Genomic DNA, 21,410 nt, shown 5'->3' with positions numbered 1-21,410 from the left:
CCGGCGGATGCCGCGCGGGCCGGCACCCGTGGAAAAGGACTATCCCGCTTTCACACCATCGGGCTGCGGGTGCTATTTGCTGAAGGAGTCTTTCATACCCGTCACGCGATTGAAGACGGGCTTACCCTCTCCTCTAATCTGATGATCTTGGAAGTCCGTCACAAAGTAGCCATGCCGCTCAAACTGGAAGCGCGTGCCGGCGGGCACCTTGGCGAGTGATGGCTCGACATAAGCCGTCACGGTCTTGAGGCTGTTGGGGTTGAGCTCGTCAAGGAAGTCCTTGTCGCCGGTGCCGGGATGCTCCACGCTGAACAGGCGGTCATAAAGGCGCACTTCGGCCTGGACGGCATCGCTCACGCCCACCCAGGTGATCACGCCCTTGACCTTGATGGCGTCGGAGCCTGGCGTGCCGCTCTTGGTGTCGGGGATCAGGGTGGCGTGGACTTCGGTGACCTTGCCGTTGGCGTCTTTCACCGCGCCCGTGCATTCAATGACGTGGCCGTATTTGAGCCGCACCTTGCTGCCGGCAATCGCCTGCTTGCTGGCGTTGATGTGGGGCGGGAACAGGCGGAAGAAGCCCTTGGGCGGTGTCTCTTCGTAGTCTGTGCGTTCAATCCAGACTTCCTTGCCTATCTTGAAGTTGCGTTTGCCCATCTCTTCATGGTGGGGGTGTACCGGCGCGCTGCAGTCGTCGAGCTTGCCCGCGCCCATGACTTCGTCCCAGTTGGTGAGCACCAGCTTGACCGGGTCCAGCACGGCCATGGCGCGCGGGGCTATCGGGTCCAGGGTGTCGCGCAGCGCGCCTTCGAGGGTGCTGTAGTCGATCCAGCTGTCGCTTTTGGTGACGCCTATGCGTTCGGCAAACAGCTGCAAAGCTTCGGGTGTGTAGCCGCGGCGGCGCAGGCCGACGATGGTGGGCATGCGCGGGTCGTCCCAGCCGCTGACGCGATTTTCATTGACGAGCTGGGCCAGCTTGCGTTTGCTGGTGAGCACATAGGTCAGGTTGAGGCGGGCGAATTCATACTGGCGCGGGTGCGGCGTGGCGATGAGCTTGCCTTCGGCCAGGCGGTCCAGCAGCCAGTCGTAAAAGGGGCGCTGGTCTTCAAACTCCAGGGTGCAGATGCTGTGGGTGATCTGCTCGAGCGCGTCCTCGACCGGGTGGGCAAAGGTGTACATGGGGTAGATGCACCATTTGTCGCCGGTGTTGTGGTGGTGGGCGCGGCGTATGCGGTAGATGGCCGGGTCACGCATATTGATGTTGGGCGAGGCCATGTCGATTTTGGCGCGCAGCACGGCGGCGCCGTCGGCGAGCTTGCCGTCACGCATTTCGCGAAAGCGCGCCAGGTTCTCGGCGGGGGTGCGGCCGCGGAAGGGGCTGTTGGTGCCGGGGTGGCCGAAGTCGCCGCGGTTGTGGCGCATTTCCTCGGCGCTTTGTTCGTCGACGTAGGCGTTGCCGCTTTCGATCAGGTATTCGGCCGCGCGGTACATGAAGTCGAAGTAGTCGCTGGCCTGGTAGGGCCTGGCGTCGGCCTTGTCGGCGCCTAGCTGCGTCCAGTCATAGCCCAGCCATTTGACGGCGTCGACGATGCTGTCGACGTATTCGGTGTCTTCTTTTTCGGGGTTGGTGTCGTCAAAGCGCAGGTGGCAGACGCCGCCGTAGTCGCGCGCCAGGCCGAAGTTCAGGCAAATGCTTTTGGCGTGGCCCACATGCAAATAGCCGTTGGGCTCGGGCGGAAAGCGTAGGCGCACCCTGGCGGGGTCGGGCTGGCCGGCGGCATGGTGGGCGGCATCCCCGGGGCTGCCGCCCCAGCGGCGGCTGGCATAGGTGCCCTCGGCCAGGTCTTTTTCGATGATCTGGCGCAGGAAGTTGCTGGGCTTGTGGATTTCTTTGTCGGCAGGAGCTGAGGCGGGGGCGGGAGAGGTCATTGGCTGATTTTAGGGCTTACCCGAGTAGGGTTACGTTTGGCTACTCTCTTCACGGGGCATGCGGTATGCCATTACAGGTGCCCTGCGTTTAATAAGCACATGGGCATTTCCTGCCCTGCTTAAGGAGAACCATATGAAGACAGCCATCAAAGCAAACCGCTCCCTCGCCCTGGCAGGCGCCGCCGCCACCCTGGCCGTGGCCGCCCTGGGCTTTGCAGGGGCTGCCCAGGCCCGCGACAACGTGTCGTTTTCCGTGGGCATAGGCGTTCCGGGCGTGGCGGTGGGCGTCACCAACGCCTATCCGGTGTACCAGCAACCCGTGTATGTCCAGCCCGCTCCGGTTTATGTGCAGCCGGCACCGGTTTATTACCAACCCCGCCCTGTGTATGTGCAGCCGGCACCGGTTTATTACCCGCAGCCCGTGTACTACGGCCCGCGCCACAGGCACCATGGCGGCTACTACGTGCAGGCGCCCGCTTATGGTTATGGCCCCGGCTACCGCGCCGCACCGGTTTATTACCACCGCTAAGCCCGCCTGAGGCAACAAAAAGCCCGCTTCTCGCGGGCTTTTTTGATGGTGGCCTGAAAGTTCAGGCGGCCGGCCGCCAGAAGACGTAGTCGGCCTCATAGGGCACGGAGACGCGCATGCCCAGGGTGGCGGAGGTGCAGGGCGGGTTGGCCACCACACCGGCGACGGTGCGGCGGCCCTGGATGTAGCGGATGTTGGCGAGCGCGCCCGGGGTGTCGGAGGGGCCGACCATGGCGCGCTGCAGGGGCAGGTTCCGGGGGTCGCCGGGCACTTCGATGAGTTCCTGCGCGCTCACTTTGGAGCCGTCGCTGTGCTCCCAGCGTGCGCGGGCGCCGGGGTAGTAGGTCACGGTGCTGCCTGCGCCGTCCGCCAGGCGGATGCCGCGGGACAGCAGCAGCCAGGCGTATTCATAGGGCGCACGTTTGACGGCCTGGCATTCGTAGAGCAGCTCACCGCGGCCTTGCGCTTCGAGCACTGCGGCGTAGCCCGCGGGTACACGCAAGGTTTCCGGCATGGCTTCCTGGGCGAGGTAGGGATTGGCCTGGCGCAGGGCGCAGCCGCCCAGCGCAGCGACGGCAGCCAGCAGCAGCGTGCTTCGCAGCAGGCCGGGGAAGGGGCGAGAGGCGTTGATGGGGATTTTCACGGCAGGCTCCAGTGGCGGCGGACGGTGATGTCACACCCCAGTAAATCCCCGGCGCGGCGGGCCGTCTGTAGGCGGCCAGAGGGAGCGTGTGCGGGGAAACACCGGCAAAAACAGAAAAGCCCGCAGGCCGGGAAGCCTGCGGGCTTGGACTCCGTGGCGGCTTGGCCACTACGGAGAGGCGCGCCTTCACAGGCGTGCCCGGAGGGGCTGCCTTAAGCAGCTTTCCAGAAAATGTAATCGGCCTGGTAGGAGTTGGTGAGCTTGTCGCCGATATCGGCCTGGGTGCAGGCCTTGCTGAGGTCCTGGCCGCCCTTGGTCTTGATGCGCTGGATATAGGTGATGTTCTGCAGCACGCCGGGCGCGGCGCCGGGTGCGCCGGTGGACAGCTGCTGCGGCAGGTTGGTGGCGCCCACGCGCGGGGCCAGCGCGACCTGGGTGCCGACGACGCTGGAGCCGTCAATATGCGTCCAGGTGGCGGGCGGGCCGGAGTAGCGGGCAACGGTCTTGCCTGTGCGGTCCAGCAGCTCGGCTTCAGGCCGCACCAGCACCCAGCCTATGGTGCCGGCGGTGGTGGCATTGGCCTTGCACTCGTAGTGCAGCAGGCCGCTGGCGGTGGTTTCCAGCGCGACGACGTTGCCGGGCGGGACCGTGATGGTGGCGTCAAGCTGGTCCTGGCTGTATTCCTTGGGCAGGGGCGCGACGCCGGAGCAGGCGACCATGAGCGCGGCGGTGCCGGTGACCATGGCCACGGTGACGGCTGCGCTTTTGCTATAGGCCCACAGGATGTTGTGCGTGCTTTTCATGAATATCCTCCGCTTGTTGTGTCGTTGTCGCTTGCCAGTAAAACGCGGGGTGTGTGCAAGTGCTGTAGGACGCCGCGCAGGCTTGTTGCCAGCGCGTTCCCGCAGGGCCTGAAGGCGCGGCGGAAGCGGTGCGGGCGGGCGCAAAAAAGCCCACAGGGCCAGCCTGTGGGACTGAAAAAACCAGCCCCGCCTGACGTTCAGGGCCGGTTGCTTGCTTACGCTCGTATCGGAGGTGTCCGCCTTACATCGCCTTGTAGAAGATGTAGTCGGCCTGGTACTGCACCACCTGTCTGGCGCCCGCATTGCCGGCAGCGCAGGGCATGGCAGGGGCGACGCCGCCGCGGGTGTCCACGCGCTGGATGTAGCTGACGCCGCTCATGGCGCCGCTGCCCATGGCCGGGTTGGCCTTGACGAGCTGGGTGGGGATGTTGCCGGCGCCGTTGGGAGCCACGGCGAGCTGGGTGGCGGTGATTCTGGAGCCGTCCAGGCTTTCCCAGGTGGCGGGCGGGCCGTAGTACTTGCCGACCTGTTTGCCGCCGCGGTCGTTCAGCCTGGCGTCGGGGCCTACAAACACCCATTCAAACTGGCCGGCCATGTCTTTTTTGGGGCTGCACTGGTAGGTGATCTCGCCCACGCCCACGGTTTCCATGGCGACCGTGTGGCCGGCCGGCACCTGGACGGCGGCGGGCAGTTGGGCCTGCGAATACATGGGCTTCATGGGCGACATGCCGCCGCAGGCGGCGAGCAGGGAGACGGCCACCAGGGCGGCGGGGGTGGCGAAACGGGAAGAGGGACGCAGCATCATTGTTGAACTCCTCGAAGGTTGTGGACCGGCCCGGGCGGGCCGGCGTTGGTGAGACGACCGGCCTCTGTTGTGGGCGGTATGGCGGCGCGTCCTGTTGGGGATACGCGGCCGGAACCAAGATGGATTCAAAAAAGCGGCGTAAGCACCGCAGGGTATTTCACCAGCGGGGGCCGCGGGTCCGGCTTTGCCGGCCCCAGGCGCCGCCCCCTTGAGGGGGGAACAAGCTACACGCAGTGAGCCTGGACAGGGGTGGGCTTTCTACTGCCCAAAGCGTGGGCCCTTGCGGAGGAAGTCTTTTTCTTCTGGGGTATCGGGCCGCCCCAGGACCGCATTGCGATAAGGGAAGCGGCCGAAGAGGGCAATGATGTCGCGGTGCTGGTGGGCGTAGTCCAGGTTGCCCTGCAGGCGCTGCTTGAGCGCTTCGGGCGCGTCGGCGACCAGCCGGGTGAAACGCGCCACACATTCATCCTGCAGCGCGGGGCTTTCGGCGTGCATCAGCGGCATGTAGAGAAAGAGCCGCGCCGCCCAGGGCAGTTGCTGGTCTTCACCGGCGGCGACGGCCTGCCGCACCAGCTGCTGGGCGCGGGCGTCGCCGGCAAAGGCGCGGGCGCTGCCGCGAAAGATGTTGCGCGTGAACTGGTCGAGCAAGATGACCAGCGCCAGGCGGTGCAGGGGAAGCTGCTCCCAGTCCCGCAGGCCGCCGGCCAGGGCCTCATCGACGGCTGCACCAAAGCGCGTGCGTATCTCTGTATCGAGTTCGGCACCACCGCTGAACCAGCGTTTGCCGAGGTCCTGCGTGGGCCAGTCTTTTTCAATGCCGTCGCCCAGCCAGAAATCAAGCACCTGGCCGGGTGTGGCGACGGAGGGCGTGATGGTGGTGGAGGTGGGGGCGGCTTTGGTCATGGCGACCGCGAGCTTAGCCTACCAGCGGTCGGAGCGCAGCTGCAGGTCCCAAACACCCTTGCGCACGGCATAGACACCGACCACGCCGTAGCGCTGCTCGCCCACGGCATCCCATTTCATGGAGCCGGTGATGGGCGCGTAGCCGTCGAAGCTGCGCAGGGTCTGGGTGATTTTTTCGGGCTTGACGGAGTTGGCGCGCTTCATGGCACCGGCCAGGATGTACATGGCGTCGTAGGTGTAGTGGCCGCCATAGGCCGGCTCCCGCTTGAAGGTTTCCTGGTACTTGGCGAGGAAGGCCTTGCCATTGACGAACTCCTTGGCGTCCAGGATGGGCGAGGTGGCGTACAGGCCCTTGACCGTGTCGCTGCCCTTGAGCATGTCGGTGGTCTTGATGGTGTCGCCGCCCAGGATGCTGATCTGCTGGTTGTAGTCGATCTTTTTGAGGGCTTCGATCAGCGCCAGGATCTGGAAGTCGCCTTGTGTCGACACGACCACCTCGACACCGCCATCCTTGATCTTGCCGGCCAGCTCGTCAAATTTGGTGGTCTTGTCGTCCGACGAATAACTGACGACGACTTGCTTGTTGGCCTTCTTGAGCTCGGCAGACGCGCCGGCGGCCAGGCCCTTGCCGTAGGTGGTGCCGTCGTCGACCACGGCGAACTTGCTGGCACTGAGCTGGTTGGCGGCGAAGGAGCCGATGGCGCGGGCCTGCAGGTTGTCGTTGGCGACCAGGCGGAAGGTGGTGTCCAGGCCGAGCTCGGTGAACTTGGGGTTGGTCGAAATGGCCAGCTGGGCGATGTGCTTTTCGGCATAGACCGGCGCGGCCGGAATGCTGACGCCGGAGTTGAGGTTGCCGATCACGGCGACCACGCCGGCATCGACCAGCTGCTTGGCGACGTCAACGCCGGCCTTGGGGTCGGAGCGGTCGTCCATGGCGACGATTTCGATCTTGACGGTCTTGCCCTTGATCTGGAAGCCTTCCTTGTTGAGCTCGTCCACGGCCATCTTCACGCCGTTGTGCAGGTCCTGGCCCAGGGCGGCGAGGTTGCCCGACAGGGGCTGGGCGACGCCGATCTTGATGGTGTCGGGCGGGTTGTCGCAGCCGGACAGCAGGGTGGAGCCTGCGGCAACAGCAACGGTCAGGGCGGCCAGGGTAAGGCGGCGGGTGGCGGTGTGGGTCATCGTAAAACCTCGGGTTGAATGGTGTAACTGAATGTATGTTTCACCGTTGCCGAGCGATAGTGGGTTTGACCTACTTTTGAATGAATGTCTGAGTAGATAAGTTTTACTAATTGTTCGAGTTGCTTCGTTTTGCCTCAGAAACGCACCGATACGGCTTGTTTTCGGCCGGATTGGCGCGCGCTCGCGCAGGGCGTGCCGGCGGCCGCCTGTTTGGCTTGCCGGCGGGTTTCAGGGCAGCAATTGTTTGCGCAGGAAGGCGCTGATCTTGCCGTCCAGGGCTGCAAGCTGGCCGCGGTCGAAGCCGGGCGGGTCCAGCAGCAGGTCTTTGGCCAGGCTGGACATCGCATCGGCGGGCGGCGGCGGCGAGAGCAGCGCGCCATGGCCGCCGTCGGGCAAGTCGGCCAGAAGCTCGCAGCGCTTGTTGCAGGCCGCGAGCACCGCATCGCTGTGAAAACGCGGCACCAGCCAGCGGTCTTGCCGGGCCGTGACCAGGGCCAGCGGCACCGGCGGCGAGGCTAGCGAGGCCATGTCGAAATCGGCGGCCAGCGGCACGCCGGCGACCACGGCCTGGATGCGCGCATCGCGGTGGCTTTGCCAGCTGGCGTCGCTGAACCGCTGGCGGATGACGGCCAGCACCACGGTTTTTTTCAGGCCGTCCAGCAGGCCGCCCGTGAGCCGGGTGCTCAGGCCGGCGCAGGTCTGGAAGTCCTCGGCGATGTGGGCTTCGCAATGCCGGGTGAGCAGGGCCGGCGACCAGCGCCCGCCGGCCAGGGTCAGCGCGGTATGGCCGCCGGCCGACATGCCGTATAGGCCGACCTTGTCCAGCGACAGCAGTGATGCGAAGCGCGGCTCGCGCGCGACCGCGTCGATGGCGCGCGACACCTCGGCGGGCCGCTGCTTCCAGCTGTCGGGGCCGGGGGAAGAAGGATCCCTGGCGTTGTCGCCGCGGTGCAGGGGAAAGGCGACGACAAAGCCGTCCTCGACCAGGCGGCGCGCCAGGTCGGTATAGGTCCAGGGCGAGCCGCCTGAGCCGTGCGAGATGACGACCAGGCGGGTGTTGCCGCGCACGGGCTGGCCGTCTTTGTCGACTTTGAGGGAATAGGAGCCGACCTGCATGGTGCGGTCTTCGCCGGCGGAAGGGTAGAACACGCTGATGGGAGCGTCGTCCTGCAGGCCGGGCAGCTCGGTAAAACCCATGCCGGCCTGCGCGGCCGCGGCGGCGAGCAGCAGCAGGCTGCTCAGAAAATAGCGATGCATGGGTGTATTCCTCCTTTTTTCTTTTGGCGGTCAGGCTGCGTGCCGGGGCGGTGCATGTAAGTTATCAGGGCATTTTCACCGGATTCGCGCGGCGGTCCTTCACCTTGCCCGGTGATAATCACCGCTAAATTTCTGGAGCCAGCATTGGATATCGCACTGTTGATCAAAGCCGCCATCATGGGCATCGTCGAGGGCCTGACCGAATTCCTTCCCATCTCCTCGACAGGCCACCTTATTCTTGCGGGCTCGCTGCTCGGTTTTGACGACGACAAGGCCAAGGTCTTTGACATCGCGATCCAGACCGGCGCCATCTTCGCGGTGATCCTGGTCTACTGGCAGAAGATTCGCGCGACCGTGGTGGCGCTGCCGACCGAGAAACAGGCGCAACAGTTTGTGCTCAACGTCCTGGTGGCTTTTGTGCCGGCCGTGGTACTGGGCCTGCTGTTCGGCAAGGCCATCAAGGCCCATCTGTTCACGCCGGTGGTGGTGGCCAGCACCTTCATCATCGGCGGCTTCATCATCCTCTGGGCCGAAAAGCGCCAGCAGAACAACCCGGCCGCCGCGCGCATCCAGGAGGTGGAGGCCATGACGGTGATGGACGCGGTGAAGGTCGGCCTGGTGCAGTGCCTGGCCATGATCCCGGGCACCAGCCGCAGCGGCGCGACCATTATTGGCGGCATGCTGCTGGGGCTGTCGCGCAAGGCGGCCACCGATTTTTCTTTCTTCCTGGCCATGCCCACGCTGATAGGCGCGGGTGTCTACAGCCTCTACAAGGAGCGCGCGCTGCTGTCCATGGCGGACCTGCCGCTGTTCGGGGTGGGCCTGGTGTTCTCCTTCCTGAGCGCCTGGCTGTGCGTGCGCTGGCTGCTGCGCTACATCTCGAGCAACAGCTTTGTGCCTTTCGCCTGGTACCGCATCGCCTTCGGCATCGTGGTGCTGGCCACGGCCTGGAGCGGCCTGGTGGTCTGGGCGGAATAAGGCGGGCCGCGCGCATGGGCTGGGCCTCCCGGGGTTTTTCGCTGCTGGCGGGCCTGCTGCTGGCGGCCCAGCTCTCGCATGCCGCCGGCCCGGTGAGCATCCCCTCGCTGGACGGCAAGCTGGAGATCCCGGCCTATTGGTTTGACGTCGGCGACGGCGAGCCCAGGCCCGTCATCATCGGCCTGCACGGCTGCGGCGGCGGGCTGGACAGCAAGGGCAATTTTGCCGAGCGCTTTTTCCGCTACGCGGGTTATTTCAACGCCGAGCGCATCCATTTCCTGCCGCTGGACAGCTTCACGCCGCGCGGCCACAAATCGATCTGCGAAACACCGAACAAGCTTCGCACCATCCATGAAGCCGAGCGCCGGGAGGACGTGTTCGCCGCTATCGCCTGGCTGGTCAAGCAGCCCTCGGTGGATGCCTCGCGCATTGTGGTCATGGGCTGGTCGCACGGCGCGCAGACCGTGCTCAGCACGGTGGACGCCACCGACAAATACGTGCAGGCGCAGAAAGTGCGGCCGCGCGCCGCCGTGGCTTTTTACCCCGGCTGCCTGGTGAACAACAAGATGTGGAACTATGAAGTCCACACGCCGCTGCTGATCATGATCGGCGAGCTCGACGACTGGACGCTGGCCGGCGAATGCGTGACGCTGCAGGAGCGCCTGCGAAAGAACAAGGCCAACGCGCCCGTGGACCTGGTGGTCTACCCGGGCAGTTACCACGGCTTTGACGGCACCGGCCCCGTCAAGCAGATGGAAGGCCTGGGCAATACCAAGACCGGCAAGGCCATGGTGGGCGGCAACCCCGCGGCGCGCGAGGCCTCGCATATACGCATGTTCGAGTTTCTTTCGGCGCAGCTGGGCCAGCCTTTGCTGCTGTCGCATGTGCAGCGTTTTAAGGGCCACCACTATGTGCTTCCGCCGGCTTCGGGCTTTGCGGCGGCCGATGATATGAACGCCGTGCCGCTCAGCGATGCCGGCAAGGCGCGTTATGCCCACTTTCGCGGCTTGCCCTCGCCCAAGGCCTTTGCCGTCACGGAAAAAGGCGGCTGGTATTTCAACGCGGGCGAGCCCGAGGCCATGGCCACCACCTTCCAGCAGTGCGCGAGGGCGAAATCCAGGTGCTGGCTCTATGCCGTGGACGACCAGGTCGTGTGGCAGCCCGACGTGGCGGCCAGGGCTGGAGAAGCGGGGCTCAAGCGCGTGGGGGCGCCGGTCCAGTAAGCGTCGCGCCGCAGTGCCGGCGATTGGCGTGGCGTCTGACAACAGCCGTCACATTCCGGTGTTAGGCTGGTTTTTTAAACTCCATCCTGAGGCGCACCCATGAGCATTCTCGGCAAAATCTTCGGCAAGATATTCCCCTCGCTGCAAACGCCTGAGGCCGCACCGCCGGTCGCTGCCGCTCCCGCTGACACGGCGCCTGCAGCACCGGCCCCGGCGCCCGCAACGCCGCCCATGCAGCAGGTTGACGTCGAAGCCCTGCTCAACGGCATGGCCAGCAAAAATCCGGAAAAACTCAACTGGAAGACCTCCATCGTCGACCTGATGAAGCTGTTGCACCTGGACAGCAGCCTCGGCGAACGCAAGGAGCTCGCGAAGGAGCTGGGCTACACGGGCGACATGAATGACAGCGCGGCCATGAACATCTGGCTGCACAAGCAGGTCATGAACAAGCTGGCCGCCAACGGCGGCAAGGTACCCGCGGACCTGATGGACTAGGCCTGCGGTGGCAACGCTCAGGTGGACCTGAGCTTTTCCACCAGGGCCGCGTAGCCGGCCATCGCTTCCTCGCGCGCCATGCCCTTGCGCTGGGCCCAGGCGTCGAATTTGGCGCGGCCGGTCACGTCCATGATGCCGGGGCGCTCGCCCGTCGCGTCGCCCACCGTGGCCTGCTTGTAGAGCGCGTAGAGCGCCAGCAGCTCTTCGTTGCCGGGCGGCTTGGCCAGCGTCTTGACGGCAATGCCGGCGGCCTCGAAAGCGCGTTCGGCCTCGCTGGGGCCGGCGGGCGCCGGCGGCGCGCCGAAGTGGGCGTCTTCGAGTGCCACGTCGTCGGGGAACCAGCGCGCATCCAGCAGCCGGCCCGAACGCACGGCAAAAGCCAGCACGCCCTGCGACATCAGGTCTGCCGCCGTGAGCGTGGCGGGCAGCACCGCGATGCCGGCATTGAACACCGGCTGGCCGAAGGCGGTGAACCTGATGCCGCCGGCCCAGGGCAGCATGGCCTGCAGGCCCTTGTTGCCGCGGTAGATGCCGCTGGCGCGGTTGCTGCCGGGCTGGAACCAGCCCATGTCGGAAGCGCCCCGGGCAAAGACACCGCTGAAGTCGCCGGCCTCCAGCGCCGCGCGCAGCGATTGCGCGAAAGCCTGCAGGGCGTCGGCGCTCATCTTGGGGTCGTCCACCGCCATGCCCAGCGAGGCGGCGCTGCTGGCGCCGAAAAACTCCAGCACGTTGCGCGCCACCTGCTCGCGGTCGTTGTCGACGCAGATCATGTGGTAGCTGTTCTCCAGCACCACCATGCGCGCCTTGGCGCCGCCTATCTGTTCGACCAGGTAGTTGGCCGAGGCCAGGCTGGTGAGCTCGTCTTCGCGCGCGTGGATCACCAGGGTTTCGCTGGCCATGCTCTTGAGGTCCGTCATGACCCAGCGGCGCAGCCGGTCCACCTGCCGTATGCAGGCCAGCGGCACCCAGCGGTAGTGGAAGTTCTCGCCGCGCGCGAACTTGGCCTTGACGATGGCGCGCAGCTGTTCGTTCTTGATGCCGAAGGGGTCTTCCTCTTCCACCCGCATGCGCGCCGGAACGCCGGGCACGCAGTACATCAGGTGGCGCGCCGGTGTGTACCAGGCGGTGGCCCAGCCGTCGATGTAAATCGGCGGCGCCAGCGCGATCAGCTTGCCGCGCGTGTGTTTCTGGCGCTTGGCCAGCTCGGTGGCCAGCAGCGCGCCCATGCACATGCCCATGATGTGGAAGCTGTCGTGCTGTGCGGCGACCTCGTGGTATTTGGCGGTGACGGCTTCCATCCATTGCTCGGCCGTGACCTGGACCAGGTCCTCGGGTGTGGTGCCGTGGCCGGGCAGGGTCAGCGAATGGGTGACGAAGCCGGCGTTTTTCAGCCGCTTGTGCATGGAGCCCAGGTCGTACTGCGTGCCGCCCAGGCCGTGGATCAGGAAGACGGCGGGCGTGCTTTTGTCCACGGCCGCTTTGGCCGTGGGGGTGATGGGCGCATCCGCTGCCACGTCAGGCCTCGACTTCCAGCAGCACGGCCACCTGTTCGACCTGGCCGTCGGCACCGCGCACGCCCGACAGGCGCGCGTTCACGGCGGCCACGCGGCCGTCGCTCCAGCGCAGGGTGTTTTTCCACAGCACGTGCTCGCGCTGGCCCTGCGTGAGGTCGCGCCAGTCGGCCTGCAGCGCGGGCTGCTCCTGCGGGTCGGCGTGGGTGATGAAGTCCTGCACCGTCAGCAGGCCTGCGGCATCGGTGCGCAGCAGGTCGCTGGCGCCTTCGCCCCATTCGGCCGCGCCGGTCCTGGCGTCGAAATTGGCGACCACCGTGCGGTTCGATTCCAGCACCTGGCGGTAGCGGGTGCGCCAGTCCTGCGCCAGCGCCAGCGCCTGCGCGGCGGTGGCGCCCAGCGCGTTGACCACGCCCACCAGCAAAGCCATCACGGCCACATAACCCTGGACCTCGATCACCGCCTCGCCCGGAAAGCCCTCGACCTCGGCGAAAGGCCCGCCGCCGCTGTTGGTCCAGGCGATCAGCGCCAGCGCGCCCAGCAGCGTGGCCAGCGTGGCGCCGCGCTCCTTCCAGAGGATGGCGGTGACCACCATAAAGGGCAGCGGCAGGTAGGCCAGCGTGGGGCCCAGCGAGGCGCCGAAGCGGTCGGACACGTCGCTCGAAAAAATCAGCGCCGCCACCACAAAGAACAGCACAAAGGTGCCGGCGCCCGCAAGAAACTGGCTGCTGGCCATGCCGCCCGAACGCTTGACCTTGAAGCCCGCGAAGGAAGTGATGAGCGGCGCGACCAGCAGGATGCCGACAAAGGTCGTGCAGGCCCAGACACGCCACTCGGTCAGCAGGGGAATGGGCTGGGGCAGGGCCCAGCTCCAGAGCACGATGGCGATGCTGGCGCCCAGTGCGGAAGTCAGCAGCGCACCGACCAGCAGGCCGGCGTAGGCCTTGCCCGGCTCGATGCGGCCGTCGGGACGGGGCGCGCGCAGCAGGCGCGCCACCCAGGCGCCCAGGCCGGCCGCCAGCGCCTCGTTGGCGCCAAAGGCGAGCGCCGGCAACAGCGCCAGGCCGTCCAGCAGCGACAGCACGACGGCCGCCAGCGCGGCGCCGGCCAGCACGGCAAAACGTTTGGCCGGCTTGACCACCAGCAGCGCGCCAAAAGTCACCCCGGTGGCCAGCCAGACGGAAGCGCTCAGCGTCATCGCGTCGCCCATGCTCTGGGACACGACGGCCGCGACGGCCCAGGCAAGAAAGGTCACGGCGAGGGTGACGATAAAGGGCAGGGCCATGGGAGTTCTCCTCGGAGAGTCGCGTGTTATTGCTCGGCGCAGGCGCCGGATGGTTGGCGTAGTTTATCCAGTCTGTTGCAAATGCCGGCCTGCGCGCTTAGGGGTAAATCCCCGCACTTTCGAAGTCGTTGTTTTCTACAATATGGACACGTATCCACAATATGGACAAATCCCATGCCCGTAGACACCCCCGACCAGACGCCGCTGATGCCCTACCAGTACCCCAACCCGCCCGACGCCAGGCCGGAAATCGTGGTGCAGCACGCCATCCCCACTGATGAACGGCTCTGGGTGCCGCAGGCCGAGAACGTCTGGTTCCGCCCGCTGTGCCTGAACGCCAGCCAGGGCTACTGGATGAATCTGCTGCGCGTGCGCAAGTCCGGCGTGCTGAGCCGGCATCGCCATCCGCAGGCGGTGCACGGCTTTGTGCTCAAGGGCCGCTGGCGCTACCTGGAGCATGACTGGGAGGCCACCGAGGGCAGCTATGTGTTCGAGCCGCCCGGCGAAACCCACACGCTGTATGTACCGGAAGACGTCGAGGAAATGATCACCTACTTCCAGGTCAACGGTGTCATGTACTACACCGACCCCTATGGCAAAGGCATGGGCTATGAGGACGTGTTCACCAAGATCGAGATGTGCAACAAGCACTTCGAAGCTGTCGGCCTAGGCGCCGATTACACACAACAATTTATCCGCTGACTGCGGCCGTTTTTTCAGGAACTACCTATGACCTACCAGGCCGGACTTTTTAAAGGCAAGCGCGCACTGGTCGCCGGCGCGACCCAGGGCATAGGCGCCGTCATCGCCAACCACCTCGCGGCGCTGGGCGCCGAGGTCACGGCCCTGGGGCTGGGCGGCGGCGACGGCACGCTCGACGCCGCTGTCGAGGTGCGCCAGGCCGACGTGACCTCGGCTACCAGCCTGGATGCGGCGCTGGCCGGCATCGACAAACTGGACATCGTGTTCAACTGCGCCGGCATCATCCAGCGCGGCGCCGAGCACGACATCGAGGTGTTTGAAAAAGTGCTGGCCGTCAACCTGACCGGCACCATGCGCGTGTGCACGGCCACGCGCGGGCGCCTCAAGGCCAGCCGCGGCTGCATCGTCAACACGGCCTCCATGCTGAGCTTTTTCGGCGGCGGCCTGGTGCCCGGTTATGCGGCCAGCAAGGGCGGCGTCGCCCAGCTCACCAAGTCGCTGGCAATCGCCTATGCGCCCGACGGCATACGCGTGAACGCCATCGCGCCCGGCTGGATCGCCACGCCGCTCACCAAAGCCCTGCAGGACGACCCGGCGCGCGCCGGCCCCATCCTGGCGCGCACGCCCATGGGCCGCTGGGGCACGCCAAAGGACGTGGCTGAGGCCGCGATGTTTCTCTGCACACCGGCCGCCGCCTTTATGACCGGTGTGATCCTGCCGGTGGACGGCGGCTACATGGTGTCGTGATGGCGCCGACCGTCGCTGCGTCGCAGGTGGCCGGCACGGCCGCGTTCTCCAAATTCATGCACGTGCTGCAGCTGGTGGCCGACTCGGAGCAGCCGCTCAACGTAGGCGCGCTGGTCAAGGCCAGCGGCTACCCCAGGCCCACGGTGCACCGCATCGTCGCGGCCCTGGTGGCCGAGCGCCTCTTGGTCGAGAACGAGCGCGGCGCACTGCTGGCCCTGGGTCCGCGCCTGATCCAGCTGGCCAGCCGCAGCTGGGGCCGCTCGGACCTGCGCCTGGCCGCGGTCGACGAACTCAAGCGCCTGCGCGATATCACCGGCGAAACCGTGCACCTGGCCGTGCCCAACGGCAGCGCCATGGTCTATATCGAAAAACTCGAAAGCCCGAGCGCCGTGCGCATGGCGTCCCGCATAGGCAGCAGCGTGGCGCTGCATGCGACAGCGGTCGGCAAGGCTTATATGGCGGCGCTGGAGCCTGCTGTGCTGGAGCCGCTGCTGCAGGGGCTGCCCTTGCCGCGCTATACCGGCAACACTTTGGTGAAGCTGCCCGACTTGCGCAAGCAGCTGCAGCTCACGCGGGAGCGCGGCTGGTCTGTGGATGGGGAAGAGCATGAGGCCGGCATTTTTTGCTACGGCGCCGTGATACGCGGCGGCGGTGGCACGCCTGTAGCGGCCATCAGCGTCAGCACGCTGATGTTCCGGCAGAAGGACAACCCCGAGCAGGCCTATGTGGCGCCGCTGCTGGAGGCTTGCCGGGCCATCTCGGCGCGGATTGCCGAGACGCCGGCCTTGTCTTCGGCCGAGGTCTTGTAGGCGCCTGGGTCAGTCCAGGAAATTCCGCAAGGCCGCCTCGATGGCCGCCGCCGTCATCAAAGGCTTTTCCATGGGGAACAGGTGGCTGCCGTCCAGCATCATGATCCTTCCCTTGGTGACTTTCTCTGTCATCCCCATGCCGACCTGCTTCATCTCGGCCGACTGGCGCCCGCCTATAAAGGCGACGGGGCATTTCAGGGGATGGCGCTTGAGCAGGCCTTCGAGGTTGTCGGGCAGGGTGTTGTAGATCGCGGTTTCCACGTCGCGGTCAAAGCTCAGCAGCTGCTTGCCCTCGTCCTCGCCCGTGCCTTCATAGGTGCCGTGCGCGATGTAGTCGCGCAGCACCTGCTCGTCCCAGGCGGCAAAGGCTTTTTTGCTTCGGAAGTGCTCGAACACCTCGTCCTTGCCCAGCCACTGGTTTTTGCGTTTGCGGCTGATGGCGCCGGGCGAGATGGCGCCGACCAGCTGCGCGCGTTTGGCCACGCTGAGGGCGCGGGCGCGCCAGCCGCCCAGGATGGGCGAGTCGACCAGTACCACGCCCTTGACGGGCTGGCCGCCCAGCTGCGGGTTGCGCGCGGCGCACATCAGGCTTAAAAAACCGCCCAGCGAATGGCCGACCAAAAAGGCCGGCTGGCCGGCTTTTTCAACCTCGCGGGCCGTGAAGTCGGCCAGTTGCTGCACCAGGTGGGGCCAGTTGCTGGTGACCGGGTAGCGCGGGTCGTGGCCGAATTTGTCAACCGCCTTGACCTGAAAGCCGCGGGCTTTCAGGCTATTAAAAACCGCGCTGTAAGTGCCGGCCGGGAAGCTGTTGCCGTGGGAAAAAATGACCAGCGGTTTGGCGGCGGTGGGCACGGCTTAAATCAGTTTCTCGTCGGGCGTGCTGATCTTTTTCAGCGGCTCGTGGCGAGTGGCCGGCATCTTCAGCGGGATGTCGGTGTGCGCGTCGTCCCAGACCGGGTCCTCGATGCTGTCGAAGACCTCGCGCAGCTTCTGGCCCCAGCTGCTGTGCATCATGCGGTAGTAGGGGTTGTCGTTGTCGATGCAGACGATCTTGTCGCTTTTGTAGGTGTCGGCCTCGTAGACCACCAGGTCCAGCGGCAGGCCCACCGAGAGGTTGGACTTCATGGTCGAGTCCATGGACACCAGCACACATTTGGCGGCCTCGGCCAAGGGCGTGGCGGGGGTCAGCACGCGGTCCAGCACGGGTTTGCCGTATTTGGATTCGCCGACCTGGAAGTAGGGCGTCTCGTCGGTGGCTTCAATGAAGTTGCCGGCCGAATACATCTGGAACAGGCGCATGTTCTCGCCGCGGATCTGGCCGCCGAAAACCAGCGAGACGTTGAAGTCCACGTCGGCGTTTTTGAGCGCCTCGGCGTCGCGGTCGTAGACGCGGCGTATAGCCGAGCCCAGCACGCGCGCGGCGTCGAACATGCTTTTGGCGTTCCAGATGGTGATGGGCTCGCCGCCTTCATGGTCCTTGAGCTGCTCGACCTGCAGGATCTCGCGTATCGACTGCGAGATCGACAGGTTGCCGGCCGACAGCAGCACCATGAAGCGGTCGCCCGCTTTTTCATAGACGATCATCTTGCGGAAGGTGCTGATGTGGTCCAGGCCCGCATTGGTGCGGGAGTCTGACAAAAACACCAGCCCGGCGTTGAGTTTGGCGGCGACGCAGTAGGTCATGAGATGGCTTTGGGGTGTGGGGGAGTTCGGTTTGCGCTGGTTCACGGCGAGGCGGACATCTTTTTGAGGCGGTACAGGGCGTCCAGCGCCTCGCGCGGCGTCAGTGCATCAGGGTCTATGGTACCCAATGCCTTGTCCACCGCGCTTTGTTCGGGCACGGCGGCCTCGGGCGGTGCGGCGAACAGGTCGACCTGGGCGCGCGCTTCGTTCTGGTGGGCCTCCAGCGCATTGAGCGCATGGCGGGCGTGGTTGACCACGGCGGCGGGCACACCGGCCAGCTTGGCCACGGCAATCCCGTAGCTCTTGCTGGCGGGGCCGGGCTCGATGTGGTGCAGGAACACGATGTCGGCGCCGGACTCGACCGCGCTCACGTGCACATTGATGGCGCCGTGGTGCTGGGCCGGGAATTCGGTCAGCTCGAAGTAGTGCGTGGCGAACAGCGTGAAGGCCTGCGTCTTGTTGTGCAAATAGGCAGCGATGCCGCCGGCCAGCGCCAGGCCGTCGAAGGTGGAGGTGCCGCGGCCTATCTCGTCCATCAGCACCAGCGAGTGCGGCGTGGCGGCGTGCAGGATCTGCGCGGCCTCGGTCATCTCCAGCATGAAGGTCGATTGCGCATTGGCCACGTCGTCGGCTGCGCCTATTCGGGTGTGGATGGCGTCTATGGGCCCGAGCCGGCAGCTGGCCGCCGGCACGTAGGAGCCCACGCTGGCCAGCAGCACGATCAGGGCCACCTGGCGCATATAGGTCGATTTACCGCCCATGTTGGGGCCGGTGATGACCTGCATGCGGTGTTTGCCGCTCATCACACTGTCGTTGGCGATGAAGGAACCCCCGCCGGTTTCGGCCAGGCGGGCCTCCACCACCGGGTGCCGGCCCTGGATGATGTCTATGCAGGGCTCGCGCACAAACACCGGCGCGGCCCAGTTCAGCGTGAGCGAGCGCTCTGCCAGCGCGCACAGCGCGTCCAGCGAGGCCAGGGCGCGCGCCAGCCGGCTCAGCGCGGGGATGAAGTCCTGCAGCTGGTCCAGCAGCTGTTCGTACAGCCATTTTTCGCGCGCGAGGGCGCGCTCCTGCGCCGACAGGGCCTTGTCTTCAAAGGCCTTGAGTTCGGGCGTGATGTAGCGCTCCGCATTCTTGAGCGTCTGGCGGCGGCGGTAGTCGTCGGGCACCTTGTCGACCTGGCCCTGCGTGACCTCGATGTAAAAGCCGTGCACCTTGTTGAACTGCACGCGCAGGTTGGCGATGCCGGTGCGGGCTTTTTCGCGCACTTCCAGGTCCAGCAAAAAGCTGTCGCAATTGGTCTGGATGGCGCGCAGCTCGTCGAGGTCGGCATCGCAGCCGTGGTTGATGACACCGCCGTCGCGTATCAGCGCGGCCGGCTCGTCCAGCACATAGCGGCCCAGCAGCGCGGCGCAGCCGGCCGGCGGCTGCAGGTCTTCGAAGATGCGGGTGAGCAGTTCGGGGAAATCACTGCCCGCGGGCGCGGCCAGCTCGGCTTTTTGCAGCGTGTCCTTGAGGGCGACCAGCTCGCGCGGCCGCGCCTGGCGCAGCGCGATGCGGGCGGTGATGCGTTCCACGTCGCTGCAGCCCTTGAGTTTGGCGCGCAGCGTTTGCTGCGAGCCGCCGCGCAAGTGCGTGATGGCATCCAGCCGCGCGGCGGCCTGGGCGCGGTCGCGGCGCGGCGTGAGCAGCCAGCTCTTGAGCGCGCGGCTGCCCATGCCGGTGGTGCAGGTATCCAGCAGCGAAAACAGCGTGGGCGAATCCTCGCCGCGCAGGGTTTGCGTGAGTTCGAGGTTGCGCCGCGTGCTTTGCGGCAGCTCGATGAGCTCGCCGGATCGCACCACCTGCAGGCCCTGCACATGCGACAGCGCGCGGCCCTGCGTGTGTTCGGCATAACCGAGCAGCGCGGAGGCCGCGGCATGGGCTTCGTTCAATGCTTCCGCGTTCCAGGAAGCCAGTGAGGCGACCTTGAGCTGGTCCAGCAGCCGGCGCGCGCCCAGGGCGGCGTCGAACTGCCAGGCCGGGCGGGCGGTGGAGGCGCAGCGCTGGGCCTTGAGCCGCTGCTCGAAGGCCGGCGTCACGTCGATGTTGTAAAGCAGCTCGCTGGGCGCCACGCGCGCCAGCCAGGCTTCAAGTTCGTCGCCGGCGCAATGCGCCAGGTGGATTTCGCCCTGGGTCACACTGAGCCAGGCCAGGCCGCAGGTGTTGCGCGCGCCCTGGTGCACGGCCAGCAGGATGGATTCGGTCTTGTCGCTGAGCAGCTCGGTGTCGGTCAGTGTGCCGGGCGTGACCACCCGAACTACCTTGCGCTCGACCGGCCCCTTGCTGGTGGCGACGTCGCCGACCTGCTCGCAGATCGCCACCGATTCGCCGAGCTTGATGAGTTTGGCCAGGTAGCCTTCGAGCGAGTGGAAGGGCACGCCGGCCATGACCACCGGCTCGCCGGCCGACTGGCCGCGCCGCGTCAGCGTGATGTCGAGCAGGCGCGAGGCTTTCTCCGCGTCGGCGAAGAACACTTCATAGAAGTCGCCCATGCGGTAAAAAACCAATGTGTCGGGATAGTCCGCCTTGATGCGCTTGTACTGCGTCATCATGGGGGTGTCCTCAGCCCCCGTTGCGGAATTTTTGCCCCGAATTGTTTCCTTTTGCATCAATGAACCGGCGCGCCGGCGCCCCCTTTATTTGGCATTTTTTTCATTCAAACCGCTATCTTAGGGGGAGGCCTGGCCGTCCCCGCAGGCCCCGATTGTCCTTTACTCCCGGGTACTCCCGGGCAATCCCGGGCACTTGCGGCTTTCAGCCGGCTTGCGCCCGAAAAGCCGGCGGGCAGCCACCAGACGGCGTGAAACCTGACGCCGCAAACCGGCAATCGGCCGAAAAACGGCTGTCGCGCAGAGGTAGACTCGCTGGAATTCACCCATTCCAGCAGCGTCCAGCCAGCAGGCACCCGCCCGCGCCGGGCTCCACAACCCTTCGCAAGGCCAACAACCGGGTCGCCGAGAGCCGCAAAACCACCGCAAGCCAATAACCAAAAGCCACCCTGCGAAACCGCTCCATGGACAACAAATCCGACGCCTTGCTTGCCGAAGCGCCCGTGCTGAACACGGGCCGCAGGGCCCTGCATGAAACCGCGCGGCTGGGCCTGGGTTATGCACTGCTGGTGCTCCTCTGCCTGGGCGTCTCGGTGATGGCCATCGCCATGCGCGCGCTGCTGCCGAGGGCGCTGAGCCGGCGTTGGGGGCGCAAGCTCGCGGCGGGGAGCTTTCGTGGCTACCTGCGCCTGCTGGAACTCATGGGCGCTTGCCGCTTCGACCTGGCGGCGCTGGACGCGCTGCGGGACGGCCCGCCGCTGATCATCGCGCCCAACCACCCGTCGCTGCTGGATGCGATCATGATCCTGTCCCGCCTGCCGGACGCCACCTGCATCATGAAGGCCGACATCGTCAACAGCGTCTTCTTCGGCGCCGGTGCGCGCCTGGTCGGCTACATCCGCAACATGCCGCTGCGCACCATGGTGCAGCTGTCGGTGGCCGACCTGCGCCAGGGCAGCAGCCTGCTGCTGTTTCCCGAAGGAACCCGCACCCGGCGTTTTCCCGTCGGGCGCATGCAGGGCACGACCGGCCTGATTTCCAAGCATGCGGGCGTTCCGGTGCAGGCCGTCTTCATCGAAACCGATTCGGCTTTCCTGGGCAAGGGCTGGTCCCTGCTGTGGACGCCGAAAATGCCCGTCACTTACCGTGTGCGCCTGGGCAGGCGCTTTGAACCCGCCGGCGACACCGCGCAATTCACGGCGGAGCTGGAGCGCTACTTCGAGGCCGAATTGCAACGGTCCCAGCCGCTTTCGTCCATCGCCGCGGCGCCGCCGGCCTAGGGCCGGCGCACGCCTGGCGACCGGTTTTCCGCCCCCTTGATCCCTCCTTCTCCCCGCC

At 66.1% G+C, this 21,410-nt stretch carries 20 protein-coding genes; 8 read left to right on the top strand and 12 right to left on the bottom strand.

The annotated features are described in order from the left end of the window. Positions 1–72: 72 nt before the first annotated feature. Complete coding sequence (locus AC1DUN_RS08790; RefSeq protein WP_477713622.1) at positions 73–1,926, bottom strand: glutamine--tRNA ligase/YqeY domain fusion protein; 1,854 nt, start codon at positions 1,924–1,926, stop codon at positions 73–75. Positions 1,927–2,059: 133 nt separating this feature from the next. On the opposite strand from AC1DUN_RS08790, the gene AC1DUN_RS08785 reads away from it, so the two are divergent. Next, positions 2,060–2,455, top strand: coding sequence for a hypothetical protein (locus tag AC1DUN_RS08785; protein WP_477713621.1), 396 nt, complete (start codon positions 2,060–2,062; stop codon positions 2,453–2,455). 61 nt (positions 2,456–2,516) lie between these two features. On the opposite strand, the gene AC1DUN_RS08780 is transcribed toward AC1DUN_RS08785, so the two are convergent. The 6 genes from AC1DUN_RS08780 to AC1DUN_RS08755 form a co-directional block, all read right to left on the bottom strand. Then, the gene (locus tag AC1DUN_RS08780) at positions 2,517–3,098 is read right to left on the bottom strand and encodes a DUF3455 domain-containing protein (protein WP_477713620.1); all 582 of its coding nucleotides are present in this window, start codon (positions 3,096–3,098) and stop codon (positions 2,517–2,519) included. A 212-nt stretch (positions 3,099–3,310) separates the two neighbouring features. Then, positions 3,311–3,901 (bottom strand): DUF3455 domain-containing protein, encoded by a 591-nt coding sequence (locus tag AC1DUN_RS08775; protein WP_477713619.1) that lies wholly within the window; start codon positions 3,899–3,901, stop codon positions 3,311–3,313. A gap of 241 nt (positions 3,902–4,142) precedes the next feature. Beyond that, positions 4,143–4,706, bottom strand: coding sequence for a DUF3455 domain-containing protein (locus AC1DUN_RS08770; RefSeq protein ID WP_477713618.1), 564 nt, complete (start codon positions 4,704–4,706; stop codon positions 4,143–4,145). A 258-nt stretch (positions 4,707–4,964) separates the two neighbouring features. Next, positions 4,965–5,609, bottom strand: a complete 645-nt coding sequence (locus AC1DUN_RS08765) for a DUF924 family protein (protein WP_477713617.1) — start codon at positions 5,607–5,609, stop codon at positions 4,965–4,967. Positions 5,610–5,627: 18 nt separating this feature from the next. Next, positions 5,628–6,791 (bottom strand): branched-chain amino acid ABC transporter substrate-binding protein, encoded by a 1,164-nt coding sequence (locus tag AC1DUN_RS08760; protein WP_477713616.1) that lies wholly within the window; start codon positions 6,789–6,791, stop codon positions 5,628–5,630. Positions 6,792–7,019: 228 nt separating this feature from the next. Further along, positions 7,020–8,048 (bottom strand): alpha/beta hydrolase family protein, encoded by a 1,029-nt coding sequence (locus AC1DUN_RS08755; protein WP_477713615.1) that lies wholly within the window; start codon positions 8,046–8,048, stop codon positions 7,020–7,022. 144 nt (positions 8,049–8,192) lie between these two features. On the opposite strand from AC1DUN_RS08755, the gene AC1DUN_RS08750 reads away from it, so the two are divergent. The 3 genes from AC1DUN_RS08750 to AC1DUN_RS08740 all read left to right on the top strand — a co-directional run bounded on the left by AC1DUN_RS08750 (position 8,193) and on the right by AC1DUN_RS08740 (position 10,744). Next, positions 8,193–9,026 (top strand): undecaprenyl-diphosphate phosphatase, encoded by an 834-nt coding sequence (locus AC1DUN_RS08750; protein ID WP_413329445.1) that lies wholly within the window; start codon positions 8,193–8,195, stop codon positions 9,024–9,026. A 14-nt stretch (positions 9,027–9,040) separates the two neighbouring features. Then, on the top strand, positions 9,041–10,249 hold the full coding sequence (locus AC1DUN_RS08745; RefSeq protein ID WP_477713614.1) for a dienelactone hydrolase family protein: 1,209 nt from the start codon (positions 9,041–9,043) through the stop codon (positions 10,247–10,249). 99 nt (positions 10,250–10,348) lie between these two features. Continuing rightward, entirely contained in the window at positions 10,349–10,744 is a 396-nt protein-coding gene (locus tag AC1DUN_RS08740) for a DUF3597 domain-containing protein (RefSeq protein WP_477713613.1), read from the top strand. Between the two features lie 17 nt (positions 10,745–10,761). Here AC1DUN_RS08740 and AC1DUN_RS08735 read toward each other — a convergent pair whose 3' ends face one another. Both AC1DUN_RS08735 and AC1DUN_RS08730 read right to left on the bottom strand, forming a co-directional pair. After that, entirely contained in the window at positions 10,762–12,258 is a 1,497-nt protein-coding gene (locus AC1DUN_RS08735; RefSeq protein WP_477713612.1) for an acyl-CoA-binding protein, read from the bottom strand. Between the two features lies 1 nt (position 12,259). Beyond that, entirely contained in the window at positions 12,260–13,540 is a 1,281-nt protein-coding gene (locus tag AC1DUN_RS08730) for an MASE1 domain-containing protein (RefSeq protein WP_477713611.1), read from the bottom strand. 174 nt (positions 13,541–13,714) lie between these two features. Here AC1DUN_RS08730 and AC1DUN_RS08725 point away from each other — a divergent pair, with 174 nt between their 5' ends. From AC1DUN_RS08725 to AC1DUN_RS08715, 3 genes are read left to right on the top strand one after another with little or no spacing between them, the layout of a single operon-like run. Next, a complete protein-coding gene (locus AC1DUN_RS08725) occupies positions 13,715–14,242 on the top strand; it encodes a 2,4'-dihydroxyacetophenone dioxygenase family protein (RefSeq protein ID WP_007874999.1) in 528 nt (175 codons plus the stop codon). A gap of 27 nt (positions 14,243–14,269) precedes the next feature. After that, positions 14,270–14,989: an SDR family NAD(P)-dependent oxidoreductase gene (locus AC1DUN_RS08720; protein WP_477713610.1), complete on the top strand. Its 720-nt coding sequence runs from the start codon at positions 14,270–14,272 to the stop codon at positions 14,987–14,989. Next, the gene (locus AC1DUN_RS08715; RefSeq protein ID WP_477713609.1) at positions 14,989–15,798 is read left to right on the top strand and encodes an IclR family transcriptional regulator; all 810 of its coding nucleotides are present in this window, start codon (positions 14,989–14,991) and stop codon (positions 15,796–15,798) included. The genes AC1DUN_RS08720 and AC1DUN_RS08715 overlap by 1 nt, the downstream gene beginning before the upstream one ends. A gap of 9 nt (positions 15,799–15,807) precedes the next feature. On the opposite strand, the gene AC1DUN_RS08710 is transcribed toward AC1DUN_RS08715, so the two are convergent. From AC1DUN_RS08710 to mutS, 3 genes are read right to left on the bottom strand one after another with little or no spacing between them, the layout of a single operon-like run. Further along, complete coding sequence (locus AC1DUN_RS08710) at positions 15,808–16,650, bottom strand: alpha/beta fold hydrolase (protein WP_477713608.1); 843 nt, start codon at positions 16,648–16,650, stop codon at positions 15,808–15,810. Between the two features lie 3 nt (positions 16,651–16,653). After that, entirely contained in the window at positions 16,654–17,481 is an 828-nt protein-coding gene (locus AC1DUN_RS08705; RefSeq protein ID WP_007872287.1) for a proteasome-type protease, read from the bottom strand. Positions 17,482–17,522: 41 nt separating this feature from the next. After that, entirely contained in the window at positions 17,523–20,132 is a 2,610-nt protein-coding gene (gene mutS, locus AC1DUN_RS08700) for a DNA mismatch repair protein MutS (RefSeq protein WP_477713607.1), read from the bottom strand. A gap of 404 nt (positions 20,133–20,536) precedes the next feature. On the opposite strand from mutS, the gene AC1DUN_RS08695 reads away from it, so the two are divergent. Beyond that, positions 20,537–21,352, top strand: coding sequence for a lysophospholipid acyltransferase family protein (locus tag AC1DUN_RS08695; protein WP_477713606.1), 816 nt, complete (start codon positions 20,537–20,539; stop codon positions 21,350–21,352). The last annotated feature ends 58 nt before the right edge of the window (positions 21,353–21,410 follow it).

The sequence above is a fragment of the Polaromonas sp. P4_F6 genome (assembly GCF_056401275.1).
This window is presented reverse-complemented; position numbering and strand designations above follow the sequence as displayed.

Excerpts from the sequence above, each read along its gene's own strand:
- AC1DUN_RS08790 (WP_477713622.1), bottom strand. The coding sequence starts at position 1,926 with ATGACCTCTCCCGCCCCCGCCTCAGCTCCTGCCGACAAAGAAATCCAC.
- AC1DUN_RS08785 (WP_477713621.1), top strand. The coding sequence starts at position 2,060 with ATGAAGACAGCCATCAAAGCAAACCGCTCCCTCGCCCTGGCAGGCGCC.
- AC1DUN_RS08775 (WP_477713619.1), bottom strand. The coding sequence starts at position 3,901 with ATGAAAAGCACGCACAACATCCTGTGGGCCTATAGCAAAAGCGCAGCC.
- AC1DUN_RS08770 (WP_477713618.1), bottom strand. The coding sequence starts at position 4,706 with ATGATGCTGCGTCCCTCTTCCCGTTTCGCCACCCCCGCCGCCCTGGTG.
- AC1DUN_RS08765 (WP_477713617.1), bottom strand. The coding sequence starts at position 5,609 with ATGACCAAAGCCGCCCCCACCTCCACCACCATCACGCCCTCCGTCGCC.
- AC1DUN_RS08760 (WP_477713616.1), bottom strand. The coding sequence starts at position 6,791 with ATGACCCACACCGCCACCCGCCGCCTTACCCTGGCCGCCCTGACCGTT.
- AC1DUN_RS08755 (WP_477713615.1), bottom strand. The coding sequence starts at position 8,048 with ATGCATCGCTATTTTCTGAGCAGCCTGCTGCTGCTCGCCGCCGCGGCC.
- AC1DUN_RS08745 (WP_477713614.1), top strand. The coding sequence starts at position 9,041 with ATGGGCTGGGCCTCCCGGGGTTTTTCGCTGCTGGCGGGCCTGCTGCTG.
- AC1DUN_RS08740 (WP_477713613.1), top strand. The coding sequence starts at position 10,349 with ATGAGCATTCTCGGCAAAATCTTCGGCAAGATATTCCCCTCGCTGCAA.
- AC1DUN_RS08730 (WP_477713611.1), bottom strand. The coding sequence starts at position 13,540 with ATGGCCCTGCCCTTTATCGTCACCCTCGCCGTGACCTTTCTTGCCTGG.
- AC1DUN_RS08725 (WP_007874999.1), top strand. The coding sequence starts at position 13,715 with ATGCCCGTAGACACCCCCGACCAGACGCCGCTGATGCCCTACCAGTAC.
- AC1DUN_RS08720 (WP_477713610.1), top strand. The coding sequence starts at position 14,270 with ATGACCTACCAGGCCGGACTTTTTAAAGGCAAGCGCGCACTGGTCGCC.
- AC1DUN_RS08715 (WP_477713609.1), top strand. The coding sequence starts at position 14,989 with ATGGCGCCGACCGTCGCTGCGTCGCAGGTGGCCGGCACGGCCGCGTTC.
- AC1DUN_RS08705 (WP_007872287.1), bottom strand. The coding sequence starts at position 17,481 with ATGACCTACTGCGTCGCCGCCAAACTCAACGCCGGGCTGGTGTTTTTG.
- mutS (WP_477713607.1), bottom strand. The coding sequence starts at position 20,132 with ATGCAAAAGGAAACAATTCGGGGCAAAAATTCCGCAACGGGGGCTGAG.
- AC1DUN_RS08695 (WP_477713606.1), top strand. The coding sequence starts at position 20,537 with ATGGACAACAAATCCGACGCCTTGCTTGCCGAAGCGCCCGTGCTGAAC.